Origin of the sequence: Arthrobacter sp. OAP107 (assembly GCF_040546765.1) — a bacterium.
GTDB lineage: Bacteria > Actinomycetota > Actinomycetes > Actinomycetales > Micrococcaceae > Arthrobacter.
Map to the genome: position 1 here is coordinate 1611428 of NZ_JBEPOK010000001.1, position 22757 is coordinate 1634184.

19 protein-coding genes and 1 tRNA gene are annotated in these 22757 nt (G+C 67.4%); 8 read left to right on the forward strand and 12 right to left on the reverse strand.

Annotated elements, in window-relative coordinates; all coding sequences use genetic code 11:
• Window positions 1–9 precede the first annotated feature (9 nt).
• Window positions 10–1392 (reverse strand): amino acid permease, encoded by a 1383-nt coding sequence (locus ABIE00_RS07515; protein ID WP_354258668.1) that lies wholly within the window; start codon window positions 1390–1392, stop codon window positions 10–12.
• A 184-nt stretch (window positions 1393–1576) separates the two neighbouring features.
• Between ABIE00_RS07515 and ABIE00_RS07520 the strand changes: the two genes are divergently transcribed.
• Genes ABIE00_RS07520 through ABIE00_RS07540 form a run of 5 tightly spaced genes read left to right on the forward strand, consistent with a single transcriptional unit; the run spans window position 1577 to window position 7440 of the window.
• Window positions 1577–2287, forward strand: coding sequence for an NUDIX hydrolase (locus ABIE00_RS07520; RefSeq protein WP_354258671.1), 711 nt, complete (start codon window positions 1577–1579; stop codon window positions 2285–2287).
• Entirely contained in the window at window positions 2284–3585 is a 1302-nt protein-coding gene (gene nadA / locus ABIE00_RS07525; protein ID WP_354258674.1) for a quinolinate synthase NadA, read from the forward strand. Before ABIE00_RS07520 ends, nadA begins: the two co-directional genes overlap by 4 nt.
• Before the next feature lie 13 nt (window positions 3586–3598).
• Entirely contained in the window at window positions 3599–5401 is a 1803-nt protein-coding gene (gene nadB / locus ABIE00_RS07530; RefSeq protein WP_354258677.1) for an L-aspartate oxidase, read from the forward strand.
• Window positions 5394–6266 (forward strand): carboxylating nicotinate-nucleotide diphosphorylase, encoded by an 873-nt coding sequence (gene nadC, locus ABIE00_RS07535; RefSeq protein ID WP_354258680.1) that lies wholly within the window; start codon window positions 5394–5396, stop codon window positions 6264–6266. Before nadB ends, nadC begins: the two co-directional genes overlap by 8 nt.
• Window positions 6267–6273: 7 nt before the next feature.
• Window positions 6274–7440 carry a cysteine desulfurase family protein gene (locus ABIE00_RS07540; RefSeq protein ID WP_354258683.1) on the forward strand — a complete coding sequence of 389 codons (1167 nt, stop codon included), beginning with the start codon at window positions 6274–6276 and terminating at the stop codon, window positions 7438–7440.
• Here the strand turns inward: ABIE00_RS07540 and ABIE00_RS07545 are convergent.
• Together ABIE00_RS07545 and ABIE00_RS07550 are read right to left on the reverse strand one after the other, a co-directional pair.
• A complete protein-coding gene (locus ABIE00_RS07545; protein ID WP_354258686.1) occupies window positions 7433–8296 on the reverse strand; it encodes a fumarylacetoacetate hydrolase family protein in 864 nt (287 codons plus the stop codon). The two genes, ABIE00_RS07540 and ABIE00_RS07545, sit on opposite strands and share 8 nt — an antisense overlap.
• A gap of 46 nt (window positions 8297–8342) precedes the next feature.
• Window positions 8343–9008: a DUF1684 domain-containing protein gene (locus ABIE00_RS07550; protein WP_354258689.1), complete on the reverse strand. Its 666-nt coding sequence runs from the start codon at window positions 9006–9008 to the stop codon at window positions 8343–8345.
• 84 nt (window positions 9009–9092) lie between these two features.
• Between ABIE00_RS07550 and ABIE00_RS07555 the strand changes: the two genes are divergently transcribed.
• Both ABIE00_RS07555 and ABIE00_RS07560 read left to right on the forward strand, forming a co-directional pair.
• Window positions 9093–9881: a hypothetical protein gene (locus ABIE00_RS07555; protein ID WP_354258692.1), complete on the forward strand. Its 789-nt coding sequence runs from the start codon at window positions 9093–9095 to the stop codon at window positions 9879–9881.
• A 74-nt stretch (window positions 9882–9955) separates the two neighbouring features.
• A complete protein-coding gene (locus ABIE00_RS07560) occupies window positions 9956–10762 on the forward strand; it encodes a transglutaminase-like domain-containing protein (protein ID WP_354258695.1) in 807 nt (268 codons plus the stop codon).
• A gap of 109 nt (window positions 10763–10871) precedes the next feature.
• Here the strand turns inward: ABIE00_RS07560 and ABIE00_RS07565 are convergent, their stop codons facing one another.
• The 8 genes from ABIE00_RS07565 to bcp form a co-directional block, all read right to left on the reverse strand.
• A complete protein-coding gene (locus ABIE00_RS07565; protein ID WP_354258697.1) occupies window positions 10872–11354 on the reverse strand; it encodes a MarR family winged helix-turn-helix transcriptional regulator in 483 nt (160 codons plus the stop codon).
• Entirely contained in the window at window positions 11351–12496 is a 1146-nt protein-coding gene (locus ABIE00_RS07570; protein WP_354258700.1) for an LLM class flavin-dependent oxidoreductase, read from the reverse strand. The genes ABIE00_RS07565 and ABIE00_RS07570 overlap by 4 nt, the downstream gene beginning before the upstream one ends.
• Before the next feature lie 263 nt (window positions 12497–12759).
• Window positions 12760–15978, reverse strand: a complete 3219-nt coding sequence (locus ABIE00_RS07575) for an efflux RND transporter permease subunit (protein ID WP_354258703.1) — start codon at window positions 15976–15978, stop codon at window positions 12760–12762.
• A 91-nt stretch (window positions 15979–16069) separates the two neighbouring features.
• Complete coding sequence (locus ABIE00_RS07580) at window positions 16070–17575, reverse strand: malate:quinone oxidoreductase (RefSeq protein ID WP_354263301.1); 1506 nt, start codon at window positions 17573–17575, stop codon at window positions 16070–16072.
• 77 nt (window positions 17576–17652) lie between these two features.
• Window positions 17653–19329, reverse strand: a complete 1677-nt coding sequence (locus tag ABIE00_RS07585; protein WP_354258706.1) for an ABC transporter substrate-binding protein — start codon at window positions 19327–19329, stop codon at window positions 17653–17655.
• 207 nt (window positions 19330–19536) lie between these two features.
• A complete protein-coding gene (locus tag ABIE00_RS07590) occupies window positions 19537–20223 on the reverse strand; it encodes a fasciclin domain-containing protein (RefSeq protein ID WP_354258709.1) in 687 nt (228 codons plus the stop codon).
• Between the two features lie 248 nt (window positions 20224–20471).
• Window positions 20472–20553, reverse strand: a tRNA-Leu gene (locus ABIE00_RS07595).
• 130 nt (window positions 20554–20683) lie between these two features.
• Window positions 20684–21163: a thioredoxin-dependent thiol peroxidase gene (gene bcp, locus ABIE00_RS07600; RefSeq protein WP_354258712.1), complete on the reverse strand. Its 480-nt coding sequence runs from the start codon at window positions 21161–21163 to the stop codon at window positions 20684–20686.
• Window positions 21164–21249: 86 nt separating this feature from the next.
• Here bcp and ABIE00_RS07605 point away from each other — a divergent pair, with 86 nt between their 5' ends.
• Window positions 21250–21735, forward strand: coding sequence for a MarR family winged helix-turn-helix transcriptional regulator (locus tag ABIE00_RS07605; RefSeq protein WP_414640564.1), 486 nt, complete (start codon window positions 21250–21252; stop codon window positions 21733–21735).
• Between the two features lie 19 nt (window positions 21736–21754).
• Here the strand turns inward: ABIE00_RS07605 and ABIE00_RS07610 are convergent, their stop codons facing one another.
• Window positions 21755–22753: a LacI family DNA-binding transcriptional regulator gene (locus tag ABIE00_RS07610; RefSeq protein ID WP_354258715.1), complete on the reverse strand. Its 999-nt coding sequence runs from the start codon at window positions 22751–22753 to the stop codon at window positions 21755–21757.
• Window positions 22754–22757 lie beyond the last annotated feature (4 nt).

Consider the following 22757-nt stretch of genomic DNA (forward strand, 5'->3'; position numbering starts at 1 on the left):
AATCCACGGCTAGGAGAGCCGGGCGCGCCGGGATGCCGCGAAGCGGGCCCCCGCCCAGCAGGCGCCGGCGATGCCGGCAATCAGCAGCAGCGTGCTGATCAGCTGGACGCGGCTGCTCTCGGCGCTGAAGCCCACCGCGAACACCAGTCCGAGCAGCACGAGGCCGAACACGGTGAGCCCGGGAAAGCCCTTCATCCGCAGCGGCAGGGCAGTGCCGTCGCGGTCCGCCCGCCGGCGCAGGATGAGCTGGGAGACCAGCGCCGAGCCCCAGACCACGAGGCAGGTGGACCCGACGAGCTGGAACAGGGCGGGCAGGATGCGTCCGGGGAACAGCAGTTCCAGGACCGTGGCGATGAAGCCGAACGCGACGGAGACGCCGACGGCGATCATCGGCACCCCCGCGCCGCTGAGCCGGGACAGGAAGCCGGGAGCCTCGCCGCGCTCTGCGAGCGAGAACACCATGCGGGACGCCCCGTACAGGTTGGCGTTCAGGGCGGACAGCAGGGCGACGACGGCCACCAGGGTGATGGCGGTGGCGGCACCGGGGATGCGGGCGGCATCCAGGACGCCTGCGAACGGCGAGGACAGGGCCTCCGACGTGGCGGGCAGGACGGCGGCGATCACGAAGACGGAGCCGATGTAAAAGACCAGGATCCGCCACACCACCGTGCGGATGGCCTTGGTGACGCTGTGCTCGGGGTCTTCGGTCTCAGCGGCCGCGACGCTCACGATCTCCGTGCCGCCAAAGGCGAAGATCACCACGAACAGTGCCGTGGCAATGCCGCCGAGGCCGGAGGGCGCGAAGCCTCCGGTGATGTTGGCCAGCCCCGGGGATGCCGCCTCCGGCAGGAGCCCGAGGAGCAGCGCGGCGCCGACGCCGAGGAACAGGACGATGGCGGTCACCTTGAGAATGGCAAACCAGAACTCGAACTCGCCGAAGTTCTTCACCCCGGCGAGGTTGATGCCCGTGAACACCACCATGAAGACCAGCGCGAGTGCCCATACCGGAACCACCGGCCAGACGGAAAACAGCAGCCCTGCCGCACCGAGCGCCTCGGCGGCGATGACCACCACCAGCTGCAGCCACCAGAGCCAGCCCACGGTTGCCCCGGCGGTCCTGCCCATGGCACGTTCGGCGTAAACGGAGAAGGCGCCGCTGCTGGGGTTGGCTGCCGCCATCTCGCCGAGCGCCCACATGACGAGGATGATGAGGGTGCCGGCCACAAGGTAGGAAACCAGGACTGCGGGGCCGGCTGCCTGGACGCCGGCGCCTGAGCCCAGGAAGAGCCCGGCGCCTATGGCGCTGCCCAGGCCCATCATGGTCAGCTGGCGGGGCTTCATGCTGTGGCGGAGCTGGACTGCCGGCCGCTCTGCCGTGGACTTCATCGTCATGCTGCGTACCTTCTTGGGGTTGGGGACTGGTCCTTTTGGGACCTTTCGAATTTACACCCAACTTTCGCGAAACATTTTGTATCCCGGGCAACCGCCCGTAGAATCAGTTTGAGTCAACTTGACTATAACTAATCCAGGACGGCCCCGAAGGGGCCAACCGATCGCAGCGAAGCGGGTGATTACCGTGTACACCACCTCAGCCAACGTGGCCGAGCGGCGGTCCGCGCCGCCGTCGCTCGCCATTTCCACGGTGATTTTCGCACTCCGGCCCAGCGAGTCCTCCGGCCGCCCCACGCTGTGGATCCCCCTGGTCCGCCGGATCCGGGAACCCTTCAAGGGTCAGTGGGCCCTCCCCGGCGGCCCGCTGACCCACGCCGAATCCCTGCAGGACGCCGCCTCGCGGAACCTGCGCGAAACCACAGGGCTGGCACCGAGCTACCTTGAGCAGCTCTACGCCTTCGGCGGCCTGCACCGTTCACCCACCCAGCGTGTGGTGTCCATCGTCTACTGGGCGCTGGTCCAGCCCACCGAGGCTGCGCTCGCGGACGAATCCGAGAACGTCCGGTGGTTCCGTGCCGACAAGCTCGGCAGCCTGGCCTTCGACCACAACGCGATTGTGGACTACGCCCTGTGGCGCCTGCGGAACAAGCTGGCCTACGGCTCCATCGCCTATCACTTCCTGGGGGAGTACTTCACCCTCGCCCAGGTCCGCGAGGTCTACGAAGCCGTGCTGGACACGCAGCTGGACCCCGCCAACTTCCGCCGGCAGATCAAGTCGACGCCGGAAATCGAAGAAACCGGTGAATACCTCCAGGGCGGCAAGCACCGCCCGCCGCGTCTTTACCGATTTACCGGCCGCCCCGGCCTCGACCCAGATAACAGGAGCACCCCATGAGCAGCGTCAACACTGCCATCCAGCTGATCACGCGTGAACAGGCCGAGAAGGCCACGGCAACCGGCGGCACCTGCAGCCCGGCGCTTGCCAAGGGGCCCTGGGAGTACGACCTCGCGGAAACGCTCTCCGGTGTTCCCGCGTACGGCCCCGGGGCTTCCAGTGCGGACGTCGCTCCCGCCTCCACGCCGCGCCAGGGCCAGCTTCCGGAGGAGTACAAGCTGGCCGGCGAAGCCGAGCTCGATGCCCGGATCCGGGCTGCCAAGGCAACGCTGGGTGACCGCGCCGTCATCCTGGGCCACTTCTACCAGCGCGACGAGGTTGTCCAGTACGCCGACTTCGTCGGCGACTCCTTCCAGCTGGCCAACGCCGCCCTGACCCGGCCCGATGCCGAGGCCATCGTGTTCTGCGGTGTGCACTTCATGGCGGAGACCGCTGACACCCTCTCCAAGCCGGAGCAGGCTGTCATCCTGCCGAACCTCGCCGCTGGCTGCTCGATGGCGGACATGGCCGACGCCGATTCCGTGGAGGAGTGCTGGGAACAGCTCGAGGAGATTTTCGGCACCGAGCCCGACGCCGAGGGCCGCGTTCCGGTCATCCCCGTCACCTACATGAATTCCTCCGCGGCGCTGAAGGCCTTCTGCGGCCGGAACGGCGGCATCGTCTGCACCTCGTCCAACGCCAAGACGGTCCTCGAGTGGGCCTTCGAGCGCGGCCAGCGCGTCCTGTTCTTCCCGGACCAGCACCTCGGCCGGAACACGGCCAAGGCGCTGGGCGTCCCGCTCGAGCAGATGCCCATGTGGAACCCGCACAAGGAACTTGGCGGCAACGACGAACAGGCCCTGCTGGACTCCCGCGTCATCCTCTGGCACGGCTTCTGCTCGGTCCACAAGCGCTTCAGCGTGGCCCAGATCGAGAAGGCCCGCGCCGACTTCCCCGGCGTCAACGTCATCGTGCACCCCGAGTGCCCCATGGAAGTGGTGGATGCAGCCGACTCCGCCGGATCCACGGACTTCATCCAGAAGGCCATCGCGGCAGCCACCGAGCCCACGGTCTTCGCCATCGGCACCGAGATCAACATGGTGAACAGGCTGGCGGCGCAGTACCCGCAGCACACCATTTTCTGCCTGGACCCGGTCATCTGCCCGTGCAGCACCATGTACCGGATCCACCCCGGCTACCTGGCCTGGGTCCTCGAAGAGCTCATCGCCGGCCGCATTGTCAACCGAATCACCGTGGACGATGACGTGCAGCAGGACGCCAGGACAGCACTCGAGCGCATGCTCGCCGCCAAGCCCTAACAGGGAGCCCGCCATGACCATCCCCAGCGAAAACGGAACAGCCGGACGACGGCGGCTCGCCGTCGTCGGCAGCGGCATCGCCGGCCTCTACGCCGCACTGCTCGCGGCGGAGGCAGGCGCCGACGTGGTGCTGCTGACCAAGGGCGCGCTCGCGGACAGCAACACGTACTTCGCCCAAGGCGGCATTTCCGCCGTCCTGGACGAGCCGTCGCCCGGCGACACCGTTGCTGCCCACATCGCCGACACCCTGAAGGCTGGCGCCGGGCACTGCAACCCGGCGGCTGTCCGGGTGCTGTGCACCGAGGCGCGCCGGGACATCGCTGGGCTCGGACGCTTCGGCGTCCGCTTTGACCTGGACGACGACGGCGACCCCGCCCTGGGTCTCGAAGCAGCCCACTCCGCGCCGCGGATCCTGCACGCGGGCGGCGACGCCACCGGCGCCGGCATCGCCAATGCCCTGATCTGCGCCGTGCTGGCAGCTCAGGCTACGGGCAGGATCCGGCTGCTGGGCCACGCCAGCGTCACAGCCCTCCTGCAGCAGGGCCGGCGGGTCACGGGCGTCGAGTTCCTGCAGGACGACCGGCCTGGCAGCATCCAGGCCGACGCCGTGCTGCTGGCCACCGGCGGGGCAGGGCAGCTGTTCGCGCAGACCACCAACCCGTCCGTGGCCACCGCCGACGGCCTGGCCCTCGCCTGGCGCGCGGGTGCCGCGGTGGCGGACCTGGAGTTCTTCCAGTTCCACCCCACCTGCCTTGTCCGGCCGGGGAAATCAGCCCGCCGGGAGGGGGGAACAAAGTCCGACGGCGGACAGGAGCCGCTGCTGATCTCCGAGGCAGTGCGCGGCGAGGGTGCCATCCTCGTTGACGCCCGGGGCCACCGATTCCTGCACGGCTACCATCCGGACGGCGAACTCGCCCCGCGCGACGTCGTCTCCCGCAGCATCGCCCTGCACCTGGCCGCGCTCGGCGACCCCAACGGCCACGTCTACCTCGACGCCCGGGGGATCGAAGCCGCCAGGGGAGCAGGGTTCCTGGAGCGACGCTTCCCCACCATCACCCGCGGCACCCAGGAGGCCGGCATCGACTGGACCCGGGAACTCGTGCCCGTCGCGCCGGCCGCGCACTACTGGATGGGCGGCGTCTCCACCGACCTGCACGGCCGCACCAGCGTCCCGGGGCTCTTCGCAGCCGGCGAAGCCGCCTGCACCGGCGTCCAAGGTGCCAACAGGCTGGCGAGTAATTCGCTCCTTGAGGGGCTGGTCTTTGGGAGACGCGCTGTTGAGGCGTTTCTGGTTGAGCCGTCGCAGAACAGCACTACTCCGCGTCCCCACGATCTCCCTAACCTCGCAATCTCGGCCAGGGAACCCGGATCGTGTGGGCCCTCGGCCGCTAGCGGCCTCCCTTTGACGCACGCTTCCGGGGCACCGTTAGTCGACTCCAATCCAGACGACCGAAGCACTGCGCCCTACCCCGAGGGAAAAATGGGGGGTGCGTTTTCCCGGAGCGCGTTGCGGCGGTTGATGACTGCTCAGGCCGGCGTGCTGCGGAATGGGGGACTGCTGCGGGAGGCGGGGGCCGTGCTTGGTGAGTGGGCCGCCGTCGTCCGTCCTGAAGCGGTGCCGCAGTCAGCGGACCCGCGTACCCATGAGGACGCCAACCTGCTGCTGGCCGCGCAGCTGCTGGTGCACGCGGCGCATAAGCGGCAGGCTTCTCTCGGCGCGCATTACCGGGATGACAGCCGGCCGGCAGATCTTCCAGTCGGCTACCTAGACGAAGAATTCAGAATGAGCCCGAAAGCGAGCCTTGTCCATGACTAGCCTGACCCTCCCTGCAGCACCCGTCCGCGAAATCCTGGAACGGGCCTTTGCGGAGGACGCGCCCAGCGGCGACATCACCTCGCAGCTGCTGATCCCTGCCGAGGCCCGCGCCACCGCTGTGCTCAACGCCCGCGTCCCGGGAGTCTTCAGCGGGGGCAGCGTGTTCCGCGACGCGATGCTGATGGTGGACCCGGACACGCAGGTGGAGCTGCTCGTGGCCGACGGTGAAGCGTTCACGTCCGGAACAAAGCTCGCCCGGGTCACCGGCCGGGCGCGCAGCGTGCTGCTGGCCGAGCGGGTCGGGCTGAACCTGGCACAGCGGATGAGCGCGATCGCCACCAGGACGGCGGAATTCGTGGCGCTGGCCGCTGGCACCAAGGCCCGCATCACGGACACCCGCAAGACCACCCCCGGCCTGCGCGTCCTGGAACGGTACGCCGTCCGCTGCGGCGGCGGCGCCAACCACCGCTACAGCCTGTCCGACGCGGTGCTGGCCAAGGACAACCACCTGGCCGTCATGACCGGGGGAGACCCGGCAAAGCTGACCGCGCTGCTGTCCGACGCGAAGGCCCAGCTGGGACACACCACGCACTTCGAGGTGGAGGTGGACAGCGCCGAGCAGATCGAGCCCGTCCTGGCCGCCGGGGTGGATACCATCATGCTGGACAACTTGAGCCTCGAGGAACTCCGTGCCGGCGTCCGGCAGGTTGCCGGGCGGGCCGTGGTGGAGGCCAGCGGCAACGTCAACCTGCGCACAGTGGCGGACATCGCCGCCGCGGGCGTGGACGTCATCTCCGTCGGAGCCCTGACGCACAGCGTCACGGCCCTGGACCTCGGCCTGGACGTCGAACTGACAGTGGGGTGAACACACCATGATCTTCCTGGACGCAGCAGCCACGACACCCGTCCGCAGGGAGGTGCTGGAGGCCATGTGGCCCTACCTCACCGGCGAATTCGGGAACCCGTCAAGCCACCACTCGCTCGGTGACTCCGCCGCGCGGGCGCTCACGGATGCCCGCAGGACCGTGGCCGCCGTGCTGGGCTGCCGGCCGGGGGAGATCACCTTCACCTCGGGCGGCACGGAGGCGGACAACCTGGCCGTCAAGGGCATTGCGCTGGCCCGGCAGGCCGCCGACCCGGCGCTGAACCGGGTGGTGATCAGCGCCGTCGAGCATCCTGCCGTGGAGGAGTCCGCACGGTACCTGGAACGTTTCCACGGCTTCACCGTGGACGTGGTGCCGGTGGACGGAAACGGTACGGTCACCCCGGAGGCGCTCGCCGCGGTGCTGCGGGACGAAACCGCGCTGGTCAGCATCATGTACGCCAACAATGAGGTGGGGACCGTCCAGCCGGTGGCCGGGCTGGCGGCCCTGGCGAAGGAGCGGGGCATTCCCTTCCACACCGACGCCGTGCAGGCCGCCGGCTGGCTGCCGCTGGACGTGCGGGCGCTCGGGGTGGACGCGCTGAGCATCTCCGGGCACAAGCTCGGGGCGCCCAAGGGCAACGGCGTCCTGTTCGTCCGGGGCCGGACCCGCATGGAGCCGCTCGTGCACGGCGGCGGCCAGGAACGCGGCCGGCGCTCCGGCACAGAGAACGTTGCGGGGGCCGTGGCCCTGGCCACCGCGCTCGCCCTGGCGCACGCCGACCAGCCTGCGCTCGCGGCCCACGTCACGGGTCTCCGCGACCGGTTTGTCGCCGCGGTACGGGGCGGCGTTCCCGGTGCGCTGCTGACCGGCCACCCGTCCGAACGGCTGCCCTCCGTGGCGTCGTTCTGCTTCCCCGGCACCAGCGGGGAGTCCGTGCTCCTGGAACTCGAGCGCCAGGGGGTGGTCTGCTCCAGCGGCTCGGCCTGCGCGGCCGGAGCGGATGCGCCGTCACCGGTTCTGGTGGCTCTGGGCATCGAAGCGGAGGTGGCGCAGACCGCCGTGCGGTTCAGCTTTGACTCGTCGGTGACCGCCTCCGACCTGGACGCCGCCGCCGCGGCGGTGACGGCCGCCGTCGGAAGCGTCCGCAACCTGGGCGGCCTGCCGGTCAGCTAGCGGTGGTGACCGGGTTGGTGAGCTCCCCGATCCCGCCTACCCGGCAGGTGACGGTGTCGCCCGGCCGGATGCCGGCGCTCGCCGCCGGGAACCCCGTGAGCACCAGGTCGCCGGGGTGCAGGGTCATGAACGACGTCAGGTAGACGAGGATCTCGTCCACCTTCCAGCCGAGATCCGCGGTGCTTGCCGCCGGCAGTTCGGTGTTGTTGTGGACGACGCCGACGGGCAGGTCTGCGTGGTCCAGCCCGGTGACGATCCACGGCCCGGCCGGCGTGAACGTGTCCTGGCTCTTGGCGCTAAGCCACAGCTCATCGGATTTTTGCCGGTTGCGCGCGGTGACGTCATTGCCGATGGTGTAGCCAAGAACCGCGGTCCGTGCGTTCTCGAGAGTCAGGTTTTTCGCTGCCCGGCCGACGACGACCGCCAGCTCCGCCTCCGGCTCCACCAGGCCGATTCCGGCCGGAAGCTCGATCGCCTCGCCTGGCCCGATCACGCTGGTGGCCGCCTTGTGGAAGGCCTGGGCGGGAAGGTTCCGGCCCGCCTGCCCGGTGTTGTGGGCCATTCCCAGGACATTGGCCGGCACACTCGGCGCCAGGAAAGTGAAGCTAGCCTCGGAGACCTCAGACCCGGGCTCCCATCCCTTCCGGCCGGGGCTGCCGGCGTTGGCGCGCGAGCCCGGGAACGGGGACTCCACCACCGTCCAGGTCCGTCCCGCCGTGCTCGCGAAGTCCGCGGCGAGGTTGGCCACGAAGAACTGCTCGGGAAGCTCGTTTGGATTTGCGTCCCGGGCCACGGCGGACGACGGGGCTGGGGCGACGGGGCGGACACGTGCGATCCGCTGGGCAGGTGGGGTCATGCAGCCATAGTATGTGCCGGCCGGAACCGCCACGATCCGCAAGGCGTCAGTACAGCTCGCCGACCGGGATCTCCACGGCCAGCCGGTTGGCGGGGCCGGCAAGCGGGCAGGCCCAGGCCTCGTTGTAGGCGCACGACGGGTTGTAGGCAAAGTTGAAGTCCAGCACATACTGGACTTCCGGCCCCGAACCGCGGACGACGCCATGGAATGCGCCCTTGATGGTGTCCAGGAGGTAGCGGCCGGCGCCGTAGCTTCCGCCGGGCGTTCCGGCCGTGGCGTCACGGAACGGGACGAAGATCCCGCCGCCGTAGCCCTTCAGCTTCCATACGGCCAGCTGCCCCATCTCGGGAAGGTCGAACGTTCCCAGCCGGAGGAACCTGACCAGCCCGTCCGTCCCGGTCTCAACGTTCATCTCCTGCCCGGCGCCCTCCTTGGTCAAGGGGACATAGAAGCGGTAGATGGGATCGTAGTCCGCCGTCTTGAGACCGTAGAAGGACGCCTTGGCCTCGGCCGTCAGTGCCGACGCGGCGTGGGTGCCGAACATGCGGTCACGCTCCTGGCGCCAGTAGGCGTGGGCTTCCTCGGGGCTGTCCGCGGCGATCTTGCGCACTGTGTCGTAGAGGGCGAAGGTCCGCAGCCGCCAGTCGGCAATATCGAGGGCGGACATGTTCGCCAGTGTCTGCTCTGCTGCGTCCAGCTCATGTTCGGCCATGACCTCAGCCTAGTTGCTAATTCGCCGGCGAAACGCTGACCTGTGGCCCCGGGTTGGGCAGGGCGTCCCGGCTAGGCTGGAGCCATGACTGGGATCACGGCCTGCGGACGTACAGGCATCGCCGCCGTCGTGCTGTTGGCGGCGGGCCTGATGGCCGGCTGCAGCAGCGACGGCAAGGGCGGGCCCGCCTGGACGGCGGAGCCGGGCACCAGCCCGGCGAGCGGGGCGGCCTCCGGGACCGCCAGCCCCTCCGGCACCGCGTCGGAAGGTTCCTCAGCCTCACCCGGCGCCACGGCGGCGGCCTGGAAGGTCTTCACCGACCCTGCCAAGACAGTGAGCTTCGAGCTTCCGCAGGACTGGATTGCCCAGTCGGCGGATCCTGACAAGGGCACCCTTCCCGGTGCGGTGAAGATCGAGGTCAAGGACAAGGAAGGCACGTACCTGGCCACCCTGCAGACCGGCCTGCCCAACACCTCCGCAGCGAGCTGCGCCGCTTCCGCCCGCAAGCCCTACGTCGTCGTCAGCAGCGTTCCTGTGGAGCTGCCGCACAGCGGTGGGCAGGGGACCATCGACCCGCACGTGGTGTTCAGGGTGATCCAGGGCTACCGCTACTTTGGCTCCTATGGCATCACCAATCTGGTGGGCGGCGCCGATTCCAAGGCCTGCCAGCTGCAGAATGTGGTGCAGGGCCTGGCGGGCAAGGGGAACTATTCGTTCAGCGACGTGCGCTCGCTGAAGGCATTCGCGCCGGATGAAAAGGTGGCTCCTGCCAAAGCCTTCGACACCCTCGACCAGGCCGCCGGCTACGTCAACAAGGGCTCCGAATTCGCCAACGTCCAGCGGATGCTAATGTCTCTGAAGATCAAGAGCTAGTCCCGCCGCGCCTCCGGCACACCCAGCCCGCAGCCGCGACTGACTGGCGCCGCCGCCTCACACCCCGGAGACCCATGGAACGAACTGTTGCTGCCCGCCTGGTATTCAAGACCGTGGCCGACACCAAGGTGGCGATGGCCATCTCCGTGGCAAGGAACGCCGGTTACACGTCCTTTGTGGAGGACCTCAGCGTGACGGCGGACGGGGAGAAGGTTCCACTCACTGAGCTTTCGGACCACCACGGCGGCAGGTTCCACTACATGGAGTTTGCCGACCCCACAGAGGTAACGGTGGATTACTCGGCGACCGTCGGGGGCCGTGCCGAACCCGGGGAGGCCTCACTGATGGAGCTGATTCGCTATGTCCGGCCCAGCCGCTACGCGGAGTCTGACAGGCTGCTTCCCACCTCGTATGCGGAGTTCGGCGGACTCCAGGGCGAGGAACTCCTGCACGCCGTGCGCAACTGGGTTTTCAACGAACTGCGCTACGTCAGCGGTTCGTCCCGCGGAACGGACGGGGCCGTGGAAACCCTGCTGAACCGGCGGGGCGTGTGCCGGGACTATGCGCACCTGGCCATCTCGTTGCTGCGCGCCAAGAACGTGCCTGCGCGGCTGGCGGCCGTGTATGCGCCGGGCCTTTCCCCGATGGACTTCCATGCCGTGGCCGAGGCCCATGTCAACGGCGCCTGGCACGTCATCGACCCCACGGGCCTGGCGCCCAGGGACTCCATGCTGCGCATCACCGCCGGGCGCGACTCCTCGGACACCGCCTTCCTGTCCACAGTGGGCGGCAGTCTGTCCCTTCGGGAGATCCGTGTTTCCGCCACGGTGGACGGCAAACTGCCGGCGGAGGATCCGGACAAACTGGCCGTTCTCCGCTGACGTCAGCTTTGCAGCGTAAGCGGCCTCCCGCCGTCGGCCGTCCGACGGCGGCCCTGTCACCTGCCACCGACGGTGTCACCTGCCGTCCCGCTAACGGGTCGGCAGGTGACTAACGCAACGGCAGCGACGCACGCAGCTTCTCGGTGAGGCGCAGGAGTTCCCGCTGCTCCGCCGCAGTCAGTGCCGGGGCAACAAGCTCGGCGATGTCCCGCACGTGCTCCCGGCCGATTTCCTTCTGCAGCGCGGCGCCCTCCTCCGTGAGTTTGAGCAGCACGCCCCGGCCGTCGTCCGGGGCGGGCGTGCGTTCCACGAGGCCGCGTTTCTCCAGGCGGTCCACCAGCCTGCTCAGGCTGGACTGGCTCAGAAGCACGTTGTCGTTCAGCTCGTTCAGCCGCAGCCAGCCGGACGGGCACCGCGACAGGGTGAACAGCACGTCGTACTCGTTCACCGTCAGGTTCCGGAAGGCGGGGCCGGACTGCAGCCGGCGCATCACGGCCACCTGTGCCCGGAACAGCGACTCCCAGGTTTCGGCGGCCAGCCGGACTGAGGACATCGACGGCCCGGACGTGGCCGGGGCGTGCCGGGGTGTCATCGCGACTCCGTCGGGGAGGCAGCGGCAGCGCCCTCACCTGCGGTGCCCTCGACGGCGACGCCTTCACCTGCGATCCGGGCGGCAACGCGTCCGGCGTGCGTGGGCGGAGCCGGGATGTGGGCGGGCGTGCGGTCGGCGTACTCCTTGCGCAGAACCGGCAGGACTTCCTCGCCGAACAGGTCCAGCTGCTCCAGGACGGTCTTCAGCGGCAGGCCGGCGTGGTCGATCAGGAACAGCTGGCGCTGGTAGTCGCCGAAGAACTCGCGGAACGTGAGGGTCTTTTCGATGACCTCCTGCGGGCTGCCGACGGTGAGCGGCGTCTGGGACGTGAAGTCCTCCAGTGACGGGCCGTGGCCGTAGACGGGCGCGTTGTCGAAGTACGGCCGGAATTCCCGGACGGCGTCCTGGGAGTTTTTCCGCATGAAGAACTGTCCGCCCAGCCCTACGATCGCCTGGTCCGCCTTGCCGTGGCCGTAGTGCTCGTAGCGTTCGCGGTAGAGTCCGATCAGCTGCTGGTAGTGCTCCTTGGGCCAGAAGATGTTGTTCGCGAAGAACCCGTCACCGTAGTAGGCCGCGACCTCCGCGATCTGCGGTGTCCGGATGGAGCCGTGCCAGACAAACGGGGCCACGCCATCGAGCGGGCGCGGGGTGGAGGTGAAGTTCTGCAGCGGTGTGCGGAACTTGCCGGACCAGTTGACGGTGTCCTCATCCCAGAGCTTGCGCAGCAGGCTGTAGTTCTCGATGGCCAGTTCGATCCCGTCCTGGATGTTCTTGCCGAACCAGGGGTAGACCGGGGCCGTGTTGCCGCGGCCCAGCACCAGGTCCACGCGGCCGTCGGAGAGGTGCTGCAGCATGGCGAAGTCCTCGGCGATCTTGACCGGATCGTTCGTGGTGATCAGCGTGGTGGCCGTGGACAGCGTGATGCGCTCGGTCTGCGCGGCGATGTACGCGAGCGTGGTGGTGGGGGAGGAGGAGAAGAACGGCCGGTTGTGGTGCTCGCCGATGGCGTAGACGTCCATGCCGATTTCTTCGACCTTCTTGGCGATCGCCACGGATGCCTTGATGCGCTCGTGCTCGGTGGGGGTCCGGCCCGTGGTGGGGTCCTGGGTGATGTCGCTGACGCTGAATACGCCGATCTGCATGATGAGCCTTCCGTTCGCCGAGGTTGTTCGGGCCTGCTTAACCAGTGTACCCGATTTACATGCATTTGCATGTACTGCCCTCAACGTCCCCGGCGCCAGGATATTCCCGCCCCTCCCAACTGAGCACGCCCCGGCGCCGGGCGACGGTAACCGCGTCCGGACGGGAAGTGTGGATGCGACCCAGGTAGCAGCAGAGGGCGTTCCCAGCCCTGGAAACGCCCTCTGCTGATACTTAGTCGGGTAGGGAGGGGCCGGTTGCGGGATTATTCCGCGGAGCCGGTGGCAGCGCGGCGGCCGCTGAGCTTGGGCACTATGCCGGTGGTCCAGTCGGCGAATTCGGCATCGACGTCGTCATCGGCGGGGGAGAAGCCGGGCCGCTGCTTGAGCTGGCGCATAAGCTCCTTCTTCTCCTTCCGCCCCTCTACCAGCCGGTACAGCACGGGGACGAGCACCAGCGTCAGCGCCGTGGAGGAGACCAGCCCGCCGATCACGACGATGGCCAGCGGCTGGGAAATGAACCCGCCGCCGCCCGTCATGCCGAGCGCCATGGGGGTCAGCGCGAAGACTGTGGCCAGCGCCGTCATGAGGATGGGGCGGAGCCGCTGCCGGGCGCCGTGGGTGATGGCGTCGGCGACGCTCATGCCCGGCTTGGCGCCGCGTGGCTTCCGGTACTGGTTGATCAGGTCGATCAGCACAATGGCGTTGGTCACCACGATGCCCACCAGCATCAGCATGCCGATGAGCGACGGCAGCCCCAGCGGAACCCGCGTGACCAGGAGCAACGCAACGGCTCCGGTGGCGGCGAACGGCACGGAAACGAGGAGGATCAGCGGCTGCACGAGGGATTTGAAAGTCGCCACCATGATCACGTAGACGATGGCGATGGCGGCCAGGAGCGCGAGGCCGAGCTGCCGGAACGATTCCGCCTGCTGCGTGGTGGCGCCGCCGATCTCCGCGGTCACTCCGGCGGGCAGCTCCACGCCCTTGAGGCGCTGCTGCACCTCGGCGCTGACAGCGCCCAGGTTGGATCCCGACGGCGTGATGGACACCTGGGCGGTCCGCTGGCCGTTGCTGGAGGTGATGGAAACGGGGACGTCCACCTGCTCGACGGCGGCAATCCGGCTGAGCGGGACGGCGCCGGAGGATGTGGGGAGCGGGATGTCACGGACGGCGGCGATGCTGGTGAAGCGTTTGCCTTCGCCGATCTGGACGGGGAAGTCGTCCGTGTCGATGCGGACGGTGCCGGCGGGGACAGGGCTGATGGTCGACGCCAGGACGCCCGCCACCTGCTCTTCGGTCAGGCCCGCGGCAACCGCCTTGGCCCGGTCAACCTTCACCTGCACCACGGGCTGGCTGGCAGCCAGGTTGGTGGTCACCTCGCTGCTTCCGGGTACGCCGGCCATGGCCTTGACCATGGCATCGCTGGCCTTTTTCAGGCCTTCGGAGGTAGCCGCCTTCAGGGTGATGTCCACTGTGGAGGACGTGCCGAAGCCGCCCTGCTGTGAACCGACGGAGATCTTCCCGGCGGCGCCTGCCGCGGCCAGCTCGCTGCGGACGGTGTCCTGCAGCTTGCCCTGGTTCGCTTTGTCGTCGGTGACCACCGTGAACGAGGAATTGGAGGCGCCCGAGGACGTCAGCGCGGTGAAGCCCGCCTGCGCATTGCCGGAGGTCACCTGAACATCCTTGATCCCGTCGATGCCCAGGAGCACGTCCTCGACCTTCCGGGCCGCGGCGCTGGTGTCGTCCAGGCTCGTACCGGCGGGAAGTTCCTGCTTGACCGTCATGCTGTTCTCGCCTGAACGCCCCAGCAGGTCGGTGGCGAGCAGCGGCGTCATGGCAGCGGTCCCGCCGAGGACCAGGACCGCGGCGATCAGGGTGAGCACCGGGTGCTTCTGGGTCTTGTTCAGGACCGGGAGGTAGCCGCGCTGCAGGATGCTGCGCTGCTCGGCCTCGTGCGCCTGCGCCTGGACTTCCAGGGCGGACTGCGGGGCGTCGTCCGCGCCTTCATTGGCGGGGCTCTTCAGGAACCAGTACGCGAGCACGGGAACAATGGTCAGGGACACCAGCAGTGAGGAGAGCAGCGCAATGGTGACCGTCAGCGCGAACGGACGGAACAGCTCACCAGCGAGGTCGCCCACAAAGGCGATGGGGAGGAAGACTGCCACGGTGGTCAGCGTCGAGGCCGTGATGGCGCCGGCCACCTCACGGATGGAGGTGAGGATCGCCGTGAGCTTGGCTTCGCCGTAGCTCAGGTGCCGCTTGATGTTCTCGATCACCACGATTGAGTCGTCCACCACCCGGCCGATGGCGATGGTCAGCGCCCCGAGCGTGAGGATGTTCAGCGAATACCCAGTGCCGGAGAGGCCGATGAAGGTGATCAGCAGCGACAGTGGAATGGAGACGGCGGTGACCAGGGTGGAGCGGACGGACATGAGGAAGAGAAGGATGACTGCCACCGCGAAACCGAGGCCCAGCAGCCCCTCCGTGGTGAGGTCCTTGATGGACTTCTCGATGAAGGGTGCCTGGTCGAAGACGGGGGTGAATTTGGCGTTCGAGCCAAGCTCCGCCTCGAGCTGCGGCAGCAAATCCTTCACCGCATGTGAGATCGCGACCGTGTCGCCCTCGGGCTTCTTCGTCACGGAAATGGCCAGCGTTTCGAGGCCGTTCGTCCGGGTGATGGAGGTGCGCGCGTCGTCCCTGATGCTGACATCGGCCACGGAACCGATGGTGGTGCCCGCGCTGGCCCCGCTGAGCGGCAGGGCCTTCACCGCGGCGACCGAGTCGACCGGGCTGCCGATCTGCAGGGAGAGGCTCTGGCCCTTCTCCTCGATGGTGCCCGCCGGAACGAGGTCGCCGTTGTTGGTCAGGGCGTTCCGGACGGACTGGATGCTGGCGCCGCCGGCAGCCATCTTGGCCGCGTTCGGCTGGATGAGGATGTGCCGGGTGGCGCCGCCCGTCACGTCGGCGCCGCGGACGCCGTCGAGCTTTTGCAGTCTCGGCACCGACAGCCTTTGGAGGTCCGTGTTCAACTCGCTCAGCGGCTTGTCGGAGGAGACGGCGAGGAAGACAATCGGGAAGTCGCTGATGCTGCCGGCGATGGCCTGGGGCTGGACGTCGTCCGGCAGTGCGCGCTTGGCGTTGGAAATGGCTCGATCGATCTGGTTCCGGGCCCTGTCCAGGTTGGAGCCGTAGGTGAACACCAGGCTGATCTGCGAGACGCCGTTGCGGGAGGTGGACGACGTCGACTCCAGGCCCTCGACGCCGTTCAGCGCCGTCTCGAGCGGCCGGCTGACCTGCTTGTCCACGACCTCCGGCGACGCGCCGGGCATCGACGTGATCACCGTGATCCGCGGGAACTCAATCGAGGGAATGAGTTCCTGCTTCAGCGAAGACATGGTGATCACGCCGAACACCGAGGCGAAGATGGTGATCAGCGCGATGAGCGCGCGGTTCCCGAGGGATAGGTGGGCCAGCCGGAACATCGCATGATCTCCTGGGTCGACGGACTGTTTGCTTCGGTGGAGCCTGCCGCAACCCGCGCCGGGTCAGCCCCGGACGGTCAGCGCTGGACGGTCACCGCTGGACTGCCGGCGATGTTTCCAGCTGAAGGCTTTTGGCGGTGGCCTTCTCGAGCTCCGCCGCCAGCTCCGGGTTTTCGTTGAGCTTGACGCCGTAGCCCGGCATCATTTCCTTGAGCTTGGACTGCCAGCCCTTGAAGTTCTTGGGGAAGGACTTCTGCAGGAGTTCGATCATGATGGGCACGGCCGTGGAGGCACCAGGCGAAGCGCCGAGGAGGGCTCCGATGGAACCGTCGCGGGCTGCAATCACCTCGGTGCCGAACTGCAGCACACCGCCCTTCTTCGGATCCTTCTTGATGATCTGCACACGCTGGCCGGCGGTGATCAGTTCCCAGTCGCCGTCCTTGGCCTCGGGGTAGTACTCGCGCAGCGCCTCCACCTTGTCGCCGTGGCGCTTGGCCACTTCTTTGACCAGGTAGGCGGTCAGGTCCATGTTGTCCTTGGCCACGGCCAGCATCGGGATGATGTTGCTCGGCCGGATGGACAGCGGAAGATCGAGGTAGCTGCCGTTCTTCAGGAAGTTCGTGGAGAAGCCGGCGTACGGGCCGAACAGCAGGGAGCGCTTGCCGTTGACGTAGCGGGTGTCCAGATGCGGCACGGACATCGGCGGCGCGCCGACGGAAGCCTGGCCGTAGACCTTGGCGTTGTGCTGGGACGCGAGGGACGGGTCCGTGCAGCGGAAGAACTGGCCGGACACGGGGAAACCGCCGAATCCCTTGCTTTCCGGGATGCCCGAAGCCTGCAGCAGGTGCAGTGCGCCGCCGCCGGCGCCGACGAAGACGAACTTGGCGCGGATGCTGCCGCGCTCACCGGAAGCCGGGTGCTTGAGCGAAAGGTCCCAGCCGCCGTCGGACGCCCTGCGGACATCGGTGACGTCGTGGCCGTAGTTGATTTCGACGCCGTTGTTGGCCAGGTAGCCGGTGAGCTCCCGGGTCAGGGCTCCGAAATCGACGTCGGTGCCCTCTGCCGCGCGGGTGGCGGCGACACGCTGCTTCGTGTCGCGGCCCTTGACGATCAGCGGCGCCCACTTGGCAATCTGCGCGGAGTCCTCGGAGTACTCCATGCTCCGGAACAGGGTGTGCTCCTTGAGCGCGTTGTACCGGGTCTTGAGGAAGTTCGAGTTGTCCTCGCCGATGACGAAACTCATGTGCGGAACGGTGTTGATGAAACCCTTGGGGGAGCCGATCAGCGAGTTGTCCACCAGGTGGGACCAGAACTGGCGGGACAGCTGGTACTGCTCGTTGATGTGCAGTGCCTTGGCGGGGTTGACCGAGCCGTCTTTGGCTGCGGGGGAGTAATTAAGCTCACACAGCGCGGCGTGTCCGGTGCCGGCGTTGTTCCACGGCCCCGAGCTTTCCAGGCCGGCCTCGTCGAGCCGCTCGAACAGGGAAATGGTCCAGTTGGGTTCGAGCTGCTTGATGAACGCACCCAGTGTGGCGCTCATGATGCCGCCGCCAATAAGAACGACGTCGGCATGTTGGGTCTTGGAAATGAAGGTCACAATCAGTCTCCGATAGGCGGCTCTGGCTGTCACAGAATATCCCTGCACTGCCCACTAACTGAAATTGCGCCCCGGCGTCAAGACCTCAGCTGGACCTTGGTGAAAACTTCATTTAATACCGGCGAGGCGGGATAGCTGACGACCCGGTCGGACAGGGCCAGTGCCGAGATCGGGAAAGCGATGGGAACTGCGGGCAGGGACTCCGCGATCTGGGCGTTGATGGTCTGGTACTGTGCCGTGCGTTCCTGGCCGTCCGGGAGTCCGCGCGCGCGGTCGATCTTGGCGAAGACCTGCGGGTCCTGGTACCCGAACTCACCGTTCTTCTCGCCGAAGAGCGGCGCGAGGAAGTTGTCCGCGTCGGAATAGGAGCCGTTCCAGCCGAGCAGGTGCAGGGCATGGTCGCCGGGGTTCTTCACCTTCTGCAGGTAGCCGTCCGTCCAGTCGACGGGAACGGGCTGGATGTTCAGGCCCACCGCCGTGAGCTGGCGGCTGATTTCCGCATAGACCTTCTCCGGAGTGGGCAGGTAAGGCCGCGTGACGTTCATGGGGTAGTAGAACTTCAGTGCCTGACCCTTGTACCCGGCGTCGGCCAGGAGTTCCTTCGCCTTGGCGGGATTGTGCCCCAGCGCCGGAGCGTTGTTGTTGAACCCGCTCAGCTTCGGCGGAACGAACTGCGAGGCCTGCGCCGTGTTGTCGATGAAGAAGCGCCTGATCAGCGTGTCCTTGTCGATGGCCAGCTCGATGGCCTGCCGGATTTTGAGGTCCTTCAGGACCGGAATCTCCTGGTTCATGCCGAGGTACATCACGGAGAACGGATCCCGCTGGATGATCTGCTTGCCGCGTTTGACCAGCTGGTCGAAGTTCCCGACCGTCACGGCGTCATAGCCGTCGATCCTGCCGTCCAGCAGTGCCTGCAGCCGCGTCTGCGGGTGGTCGTAGGTGACGAACTTGAGGGTGGCAATCTGTCCCCGGGCGCCCCAGTACCCCTTGTTGGTCACGAGGGTGACGCCCGCGCTGTCCCAAGAGGAGAAGCGGAAGGGGCCGGTGCCCACGGGATGCGTGGCGTAGCCGGAAAGTGCCTGGCTGCCGCGCCGCAGGCTGAGCTGGTCAGCCTTCCCGGCGGCAAGTGCCTTGGGGGAGGAGATGGCAAACGCGGGAAGCGTCAGGGCCTGGAGGAAACCGGTGAAACGCTCCGTGAGTCTGATCCGCACCCGCAGCGCCGACAGGGCCGTGCAGGATTTGAAGACGGACAGCTCCGCATGGTCGGAGTGCTCCTTGAAGACCCCCTTGAAGGTGGTTCCCGGAGCCTGCTTCCGGAGCGCCTCTGAAAACTTGAACCAGCGCTCGAAGTTCGTGCAGACGGCCTCAGCGTTGAAAGCCGAGCCGTCGTGGAACTTGATGCCCGGGCGAAGGGTGAAGGTGTAGGACATGCCGTCCGACGATTCCGTCCACTCCGTGGCCAGCAGCGGGGTGGGCTCGCCCGTTGTCTGGTCGACGCCCACCAGTCCTTCCAGGATCTGCCGGGTGACCCGCTGCGATTCGACGTCGTTGGCCAGGGCGGGGTCCAGGCCCAGGGGCTGCGAGGCTGTGCCGAAGGTGAAGGTCTCGGAAGGCGCAGCGGCGGCTGTTGTGGTGCTCGCCGCGGCGGACGACGGCGTGGGCTGGGCTTCGCTCGTGCAGGACGTGAGGGACAGGCCCAGAAGGACGGCGCCGGTCTTGAGGGCCGTACGGCGCGGGATACTGCTGCTGGGCACTCGATTACCACCTCTGGACTGCTGGGGTGCGCGTGGGCGGCTGCTTGCCCGCCACCCAGTGTAATTGACGGACCGCACGCGCTTGGCTTATGCGTGAGCCAGGACACGCCGGGGCGGCCGACGGCACAGGAAAAGGCCGCGGTCCGCACCGTCGGGGTGCGGATCGCGGCCTCTGTCCAGGGCCGGGGCCCGGAACGGGCCCAGCGATTACTTGGGCATCAGCACCGAATCCACGAGGTAAACGGTGGCGTTGGCCGTCTGGACGCCGCCGCAGATCACGTTGGCGCCGTCCACCTTGAGGGCATCCTTGGTGCCGGTCACGGTGACCGACCCGCCCTCCACGGTCTTGTGCGTGCCCACGATCTTGTCCGGGGTGATCTGGCCCGGAACCACGTGGTAGGTGAGGATCTTGCTCAGCAGGGCATCATCCTTCTTGAGGGTCCCGATCGTTGCTGGGTCGACCTTGGCGAAGGCATCGTCAACCGGTGCGAACACCGTGAATTCGCTGCCGTTGAGCGTGTCCACGAGATTGACCTTCGGGTTCAGCTTGCCGGAGACCGCGGCGGTGAGGGTCTTCAGCAGCGGGTTGTTCGAGGCTGCGACGGCCACGGGGTCCAGTGCCATGCCCGCGACGGAACCCTTGCCGCTGGGAACCTGCTTGGCGTAGCCGGCACAGCCGGGCCCGGCGAGGTTGGCGGCCGGATCCATAGCTGCCGTCGAGGTTTCTGACGGTGACGGCGCCATGCTGGAGGCGGAGGGCGCCATGCTGGACGGTTCCGCGGCGGCCGACGAGCTGCTGGACGTGCCGGCAGAGCCGCCGCAGGCGGTGAGGCTCAGCAGAGCGGCTGCTGCAATGCCTGCGACGGTGAAGGTTGAGCGCTTGAAAGACTGCATTTCGATTCTCCTTGGTTGTGCCGACGAACAGGACCGAAGGGAGTGTGGCTTCCTCCGGCGATCCTTTTCCGACTGTGGGTCACCGGCCTGAAGTTCCAGGCTGTTGGGCGGTGTCTCACTGGGTATTCGCCTGGTCGGCAGCAATGGATGGGTGAACCGGGAATAATTTTCTGGCGGGGCGTAAAACGGCGCGTTAAACAGAAAAAATCCCGGGCCGTAGCCCGGGATTTCACCGTCGATAACTGCAGTGCGCAAGGGGGGACTTGAACCCCCACGCCCGAAGGCACAGGAACCTAAATCCTGCGTGTCTGCCAATTTCACCACTCGCGCCTGGCTCCGCTGGTGCGCCCCTGCGTGCTGTCAGCAGCAGGAAAAACGTACGACGGCGGATGCCAGCCTCAATTGTACCGTCACCTGTGCGGTCCTTGCGGCAGGCGCGGAGAGGTTGTCAGGCGCAGGGTTATCCAACCTCTTCAAGCTTGAGGTCCTTACGCAGCTTGGCGACGTGCCCGGTGGCCCGCACGTTGTACTGCGCCACGGTGACCTTGCCGTCCGGATCCACCACGACGGTGGAACGGATGAGGCCCTCGTAGGTCCGGCCGTAGTTCTTCTTCTCGCCCCACGCGGCGTACGCCTCGGCAACTGCATGGTCTTCATCCGACAGGAGGGGGAAGGTGAGCCCCTCGGCGTCGGCGAAACTGGCCAGCTTGCCCACCGGGTCAGGGGAGATTCCCAGCACCTCGTAACCGGCGGCCTGCAGGGATGCCAGGCTGTCCCGGAAGTCGCAGGCCTGTTTGGTGCACCCGGGCGTTGCCGCGGCCGGATAGAAATACACAATGGTGTTCCGGCCGCGGTAATCGCTGAGGCTGACGTCCGCTCCCGTTGCGTCCTTCAGCGTGAAGCCAGGGGCGGTGTCGCCCGGCGTAAGTTTTTCAGCCAACGTTGTCTCCTTGTTTTGGTGCAGGACATTTCAGCTTAGTAAGGCTTCGTGTCGGGTACTAATCAGGCTTAGTTATACTTGGTGGTATGCCTGATATGGATCGCTGGCCCACAGGGCGCCTTTTGTCTACGGCGGCCCGCCTTGTTGAGCACTCATGGAACGAGAAGCTGGGCGCCATCGGCCTGACCCACGCTGGCGTTATTGCCATCGAGGTGCTCTACAACAGCGGCCCCATGACACAGGCGCAGCTCGCCCAGCTCGTCCGGGTGCAGGCCCAGACCATGGGCAAGACGCTGAGCCGGCTCGAATCGCACGGCCACATCGTGCGCCAGCGCAGCACTTCGGACCGGCGCAGCCACGTCGTGTCGCTCACCGAGCGCGGCACCGAAGCCGTTATGGCCGCGGCGGACATGGAACGCTCCGTCCTTGCCGCGGCGTCCATTGACCCGGATCTGCTCCGCCAGGAACTTCAGGCCGTGGTCCGGGAGCTGGCCAAGCGTTTCGCGTCACCGGAGACCAATGCCATCGTTGCCGGTGCCGAATCCGGACTGACTGTCGAGGCAAATTCCTAGCTCTTCCCGTAACCGCTGGTCAACCGCCGGCCCGGGGAGCAGCAGTTGTCCTGCGCGCCACCAGGTGCGGGGTGCGCACAACATGCCCGGCTGGTTCGGTTCCTTCTATCCGCGCCACGGCGCGGTCCACTGCCGCGGCGGCAAGCAACGGGGCGTCCTGGCTGATAGAGGACAGCTGGACATAGCTGAGCCGCGCAAACTGGCTGTCGTCGTAGCCCAGCACTGACACATCTGCCGGGACCTGTTGTCCCTGCGCCCGAAGGCTCTCAATAACGCCGAGGGCCGACCTGTCGTTGAAGGCGATGACCGCGGTTGGCATATCTTCGCGAAGCGAATTGCCGGCGGTCATCCCATCCTCCTCCATCGCGCCGCCCGCAATAATGACCGGCTCCAGGCCGCGGCGTTCCATCTCTGTCCGGAAGGCAGACCGGCGCGGTCCGGCGGAGACGGCGGAACCGCCGTCGATATGGACGATCCTCCGGTGCCCCAGGGACACGAGGTGCTCCACCGCCATCCGGATGCCCTCGTAGTCATCACTGCTCACGGAGTCGGTGAGTTCCCCGACGTCGTTCCGGAGCAGGCTCACCACCGGCACCTGGCCGGCATACCGCGCCAGTTCGTCACTGCCGAGCGTGGGTGAGATCAGGATCAGCGCCTCGGACCCGAAATCCAGGAGCGCCTCTATGGTCCGGGCCTCGGGCCTGCCGCTGGTGACGCCGCCCAGTGCGAGTTCATATCCCTTGGCGCTGGCCTCGGCGTATGCGGCATCCACAATTTCGGCGTGGAACGCGTGGGCCGTGGAGAAGCTGAGGCCGAGGAGCTTGGTCCGCGCGCTGCGCAGCAGCCGGGCGCGGCTGTCGGGCCGGTAACCAAGCCGGCTCGCGGCGTCGAGAACTTTCTGCCTCGTGGCCTCGGCCGCGCCGGGGGCGCCGCGCATCACGATGGACACCAGGGCCCGTGATACGCCGGCTGCTTCGGCGACGTCCATCAGGGTGGGGCGGCGTTGCTGTTCAGTCATGTGC

Excerpts from the sequence above, each read along its gene's own strand:
- ABIE00_RS07605 (WP_414640564.1), top strand. The coding sequence starts at position 21,250 with ATGCCTGATATGGATCGCTGGCCCACAGGGCGCCTTTTGTCTACGGCG.
- ABIE00_RS07545 (WP_354258686.1), bottom strand. The coding sequence starts at position 8,296 with ATGACCCCACCTGCCCAGCGGATCGCACGTGTCCGCCCCGTCGCCCCA.
- ABIE00_RS07575 (WP_354258703.1), bottom strand. The coding sequence starts at position 15,978 with ATGTTCCGGCTGGCCCACCTATCCCTCGGGAACCGCGCGCTCATCGCG.
- ABIE00_RS07560 (WP_354258695.1), top strand. The coding sequence starts at position 9,956 with ATGGAACGAACTGTTGCTGCCCGCCTGGTATTCAAGACCGTGGCCGAC.
- ABIE00_RS07610 (WP_354258715.1), bottom strand. The coding sequence starts at position 22,753 with ATGACTGAACAGCAACGCCGCCCCACCCTGATGGACGTCGCCGAAGCA.
- ABIE00_RS07550 (WP_354258689.1), bottom strand. The coding sequence starts at position 9,008 with ATGGCCGAACATGAGCTGGACGCAGCAGAGCAGACACTGGCGAACATG.
- ABIE00_RS07540 (WP_354258683.1), top strand. The coding sequence starts at position 6,274 with ATGATCTTCCTGGACGCAGCAGCCACGACACCCGTCCGCAGGGAGGTG.
- ABIE00_RS07555 (WP_354258692.1), top strand. The coding sequence starts at position 9,093 with ATGACTGGGATCACGGCCTGCGGACGTACAGGCATCGCCGCCGTCGTG.
- ABIE00_RS07590 (WP_354258709.1), bottom strand. The coding sequence starts at position 20,223 with ATGCAGTCTTTCAAGCGCTCAACCTTCACCGTCGCAGGCATTGCAGCA.
- ABIE00_RS07565 (WP_354258697.1), bottom strand. The coding sequence starts at position 11,354 with ATGACACCCCGGCACGCCCCGGCCACGTCCGGGCCGTCGATGTCCTCA.
- ABIE00_RS07570 (WP_354258700.1), bottom strand. The coding sequence starts at position 12,496 with ATGCAGATCGGCGTATTCAGCGTCAGCGACATCACCCAGGACCCCACC.
- nadB (WP_354258677.1), top strand. The coding sequence starts at position 3,599 with ATGACCATCCCCAGCGAAAACGGAACAGCCGGACGACGGCGGCTCGCC.
- nadA (WP_354258674.1), top strand. The coding sequence starts at position 2,284 with ATGAGCAGCGTCAACACTGCCATCCAGCTGATCACGCGTGAACAGGCC.
- ABIE00_RS07515 (WP_354258668.1), bottom strand. The coding sequence starts at position 1,392 with ATGACGATGAAGTCCACGGCAGAGCGGCCGGCAGTCCAGCTCCGCCAC.
- nadC (WP_354258680.1), top strand. The coding sequence starts at position 5,394 with ATGACTAGCCTGACCCTCCCTGCAGCACCCGTCCGCGAAATCCTGGAA.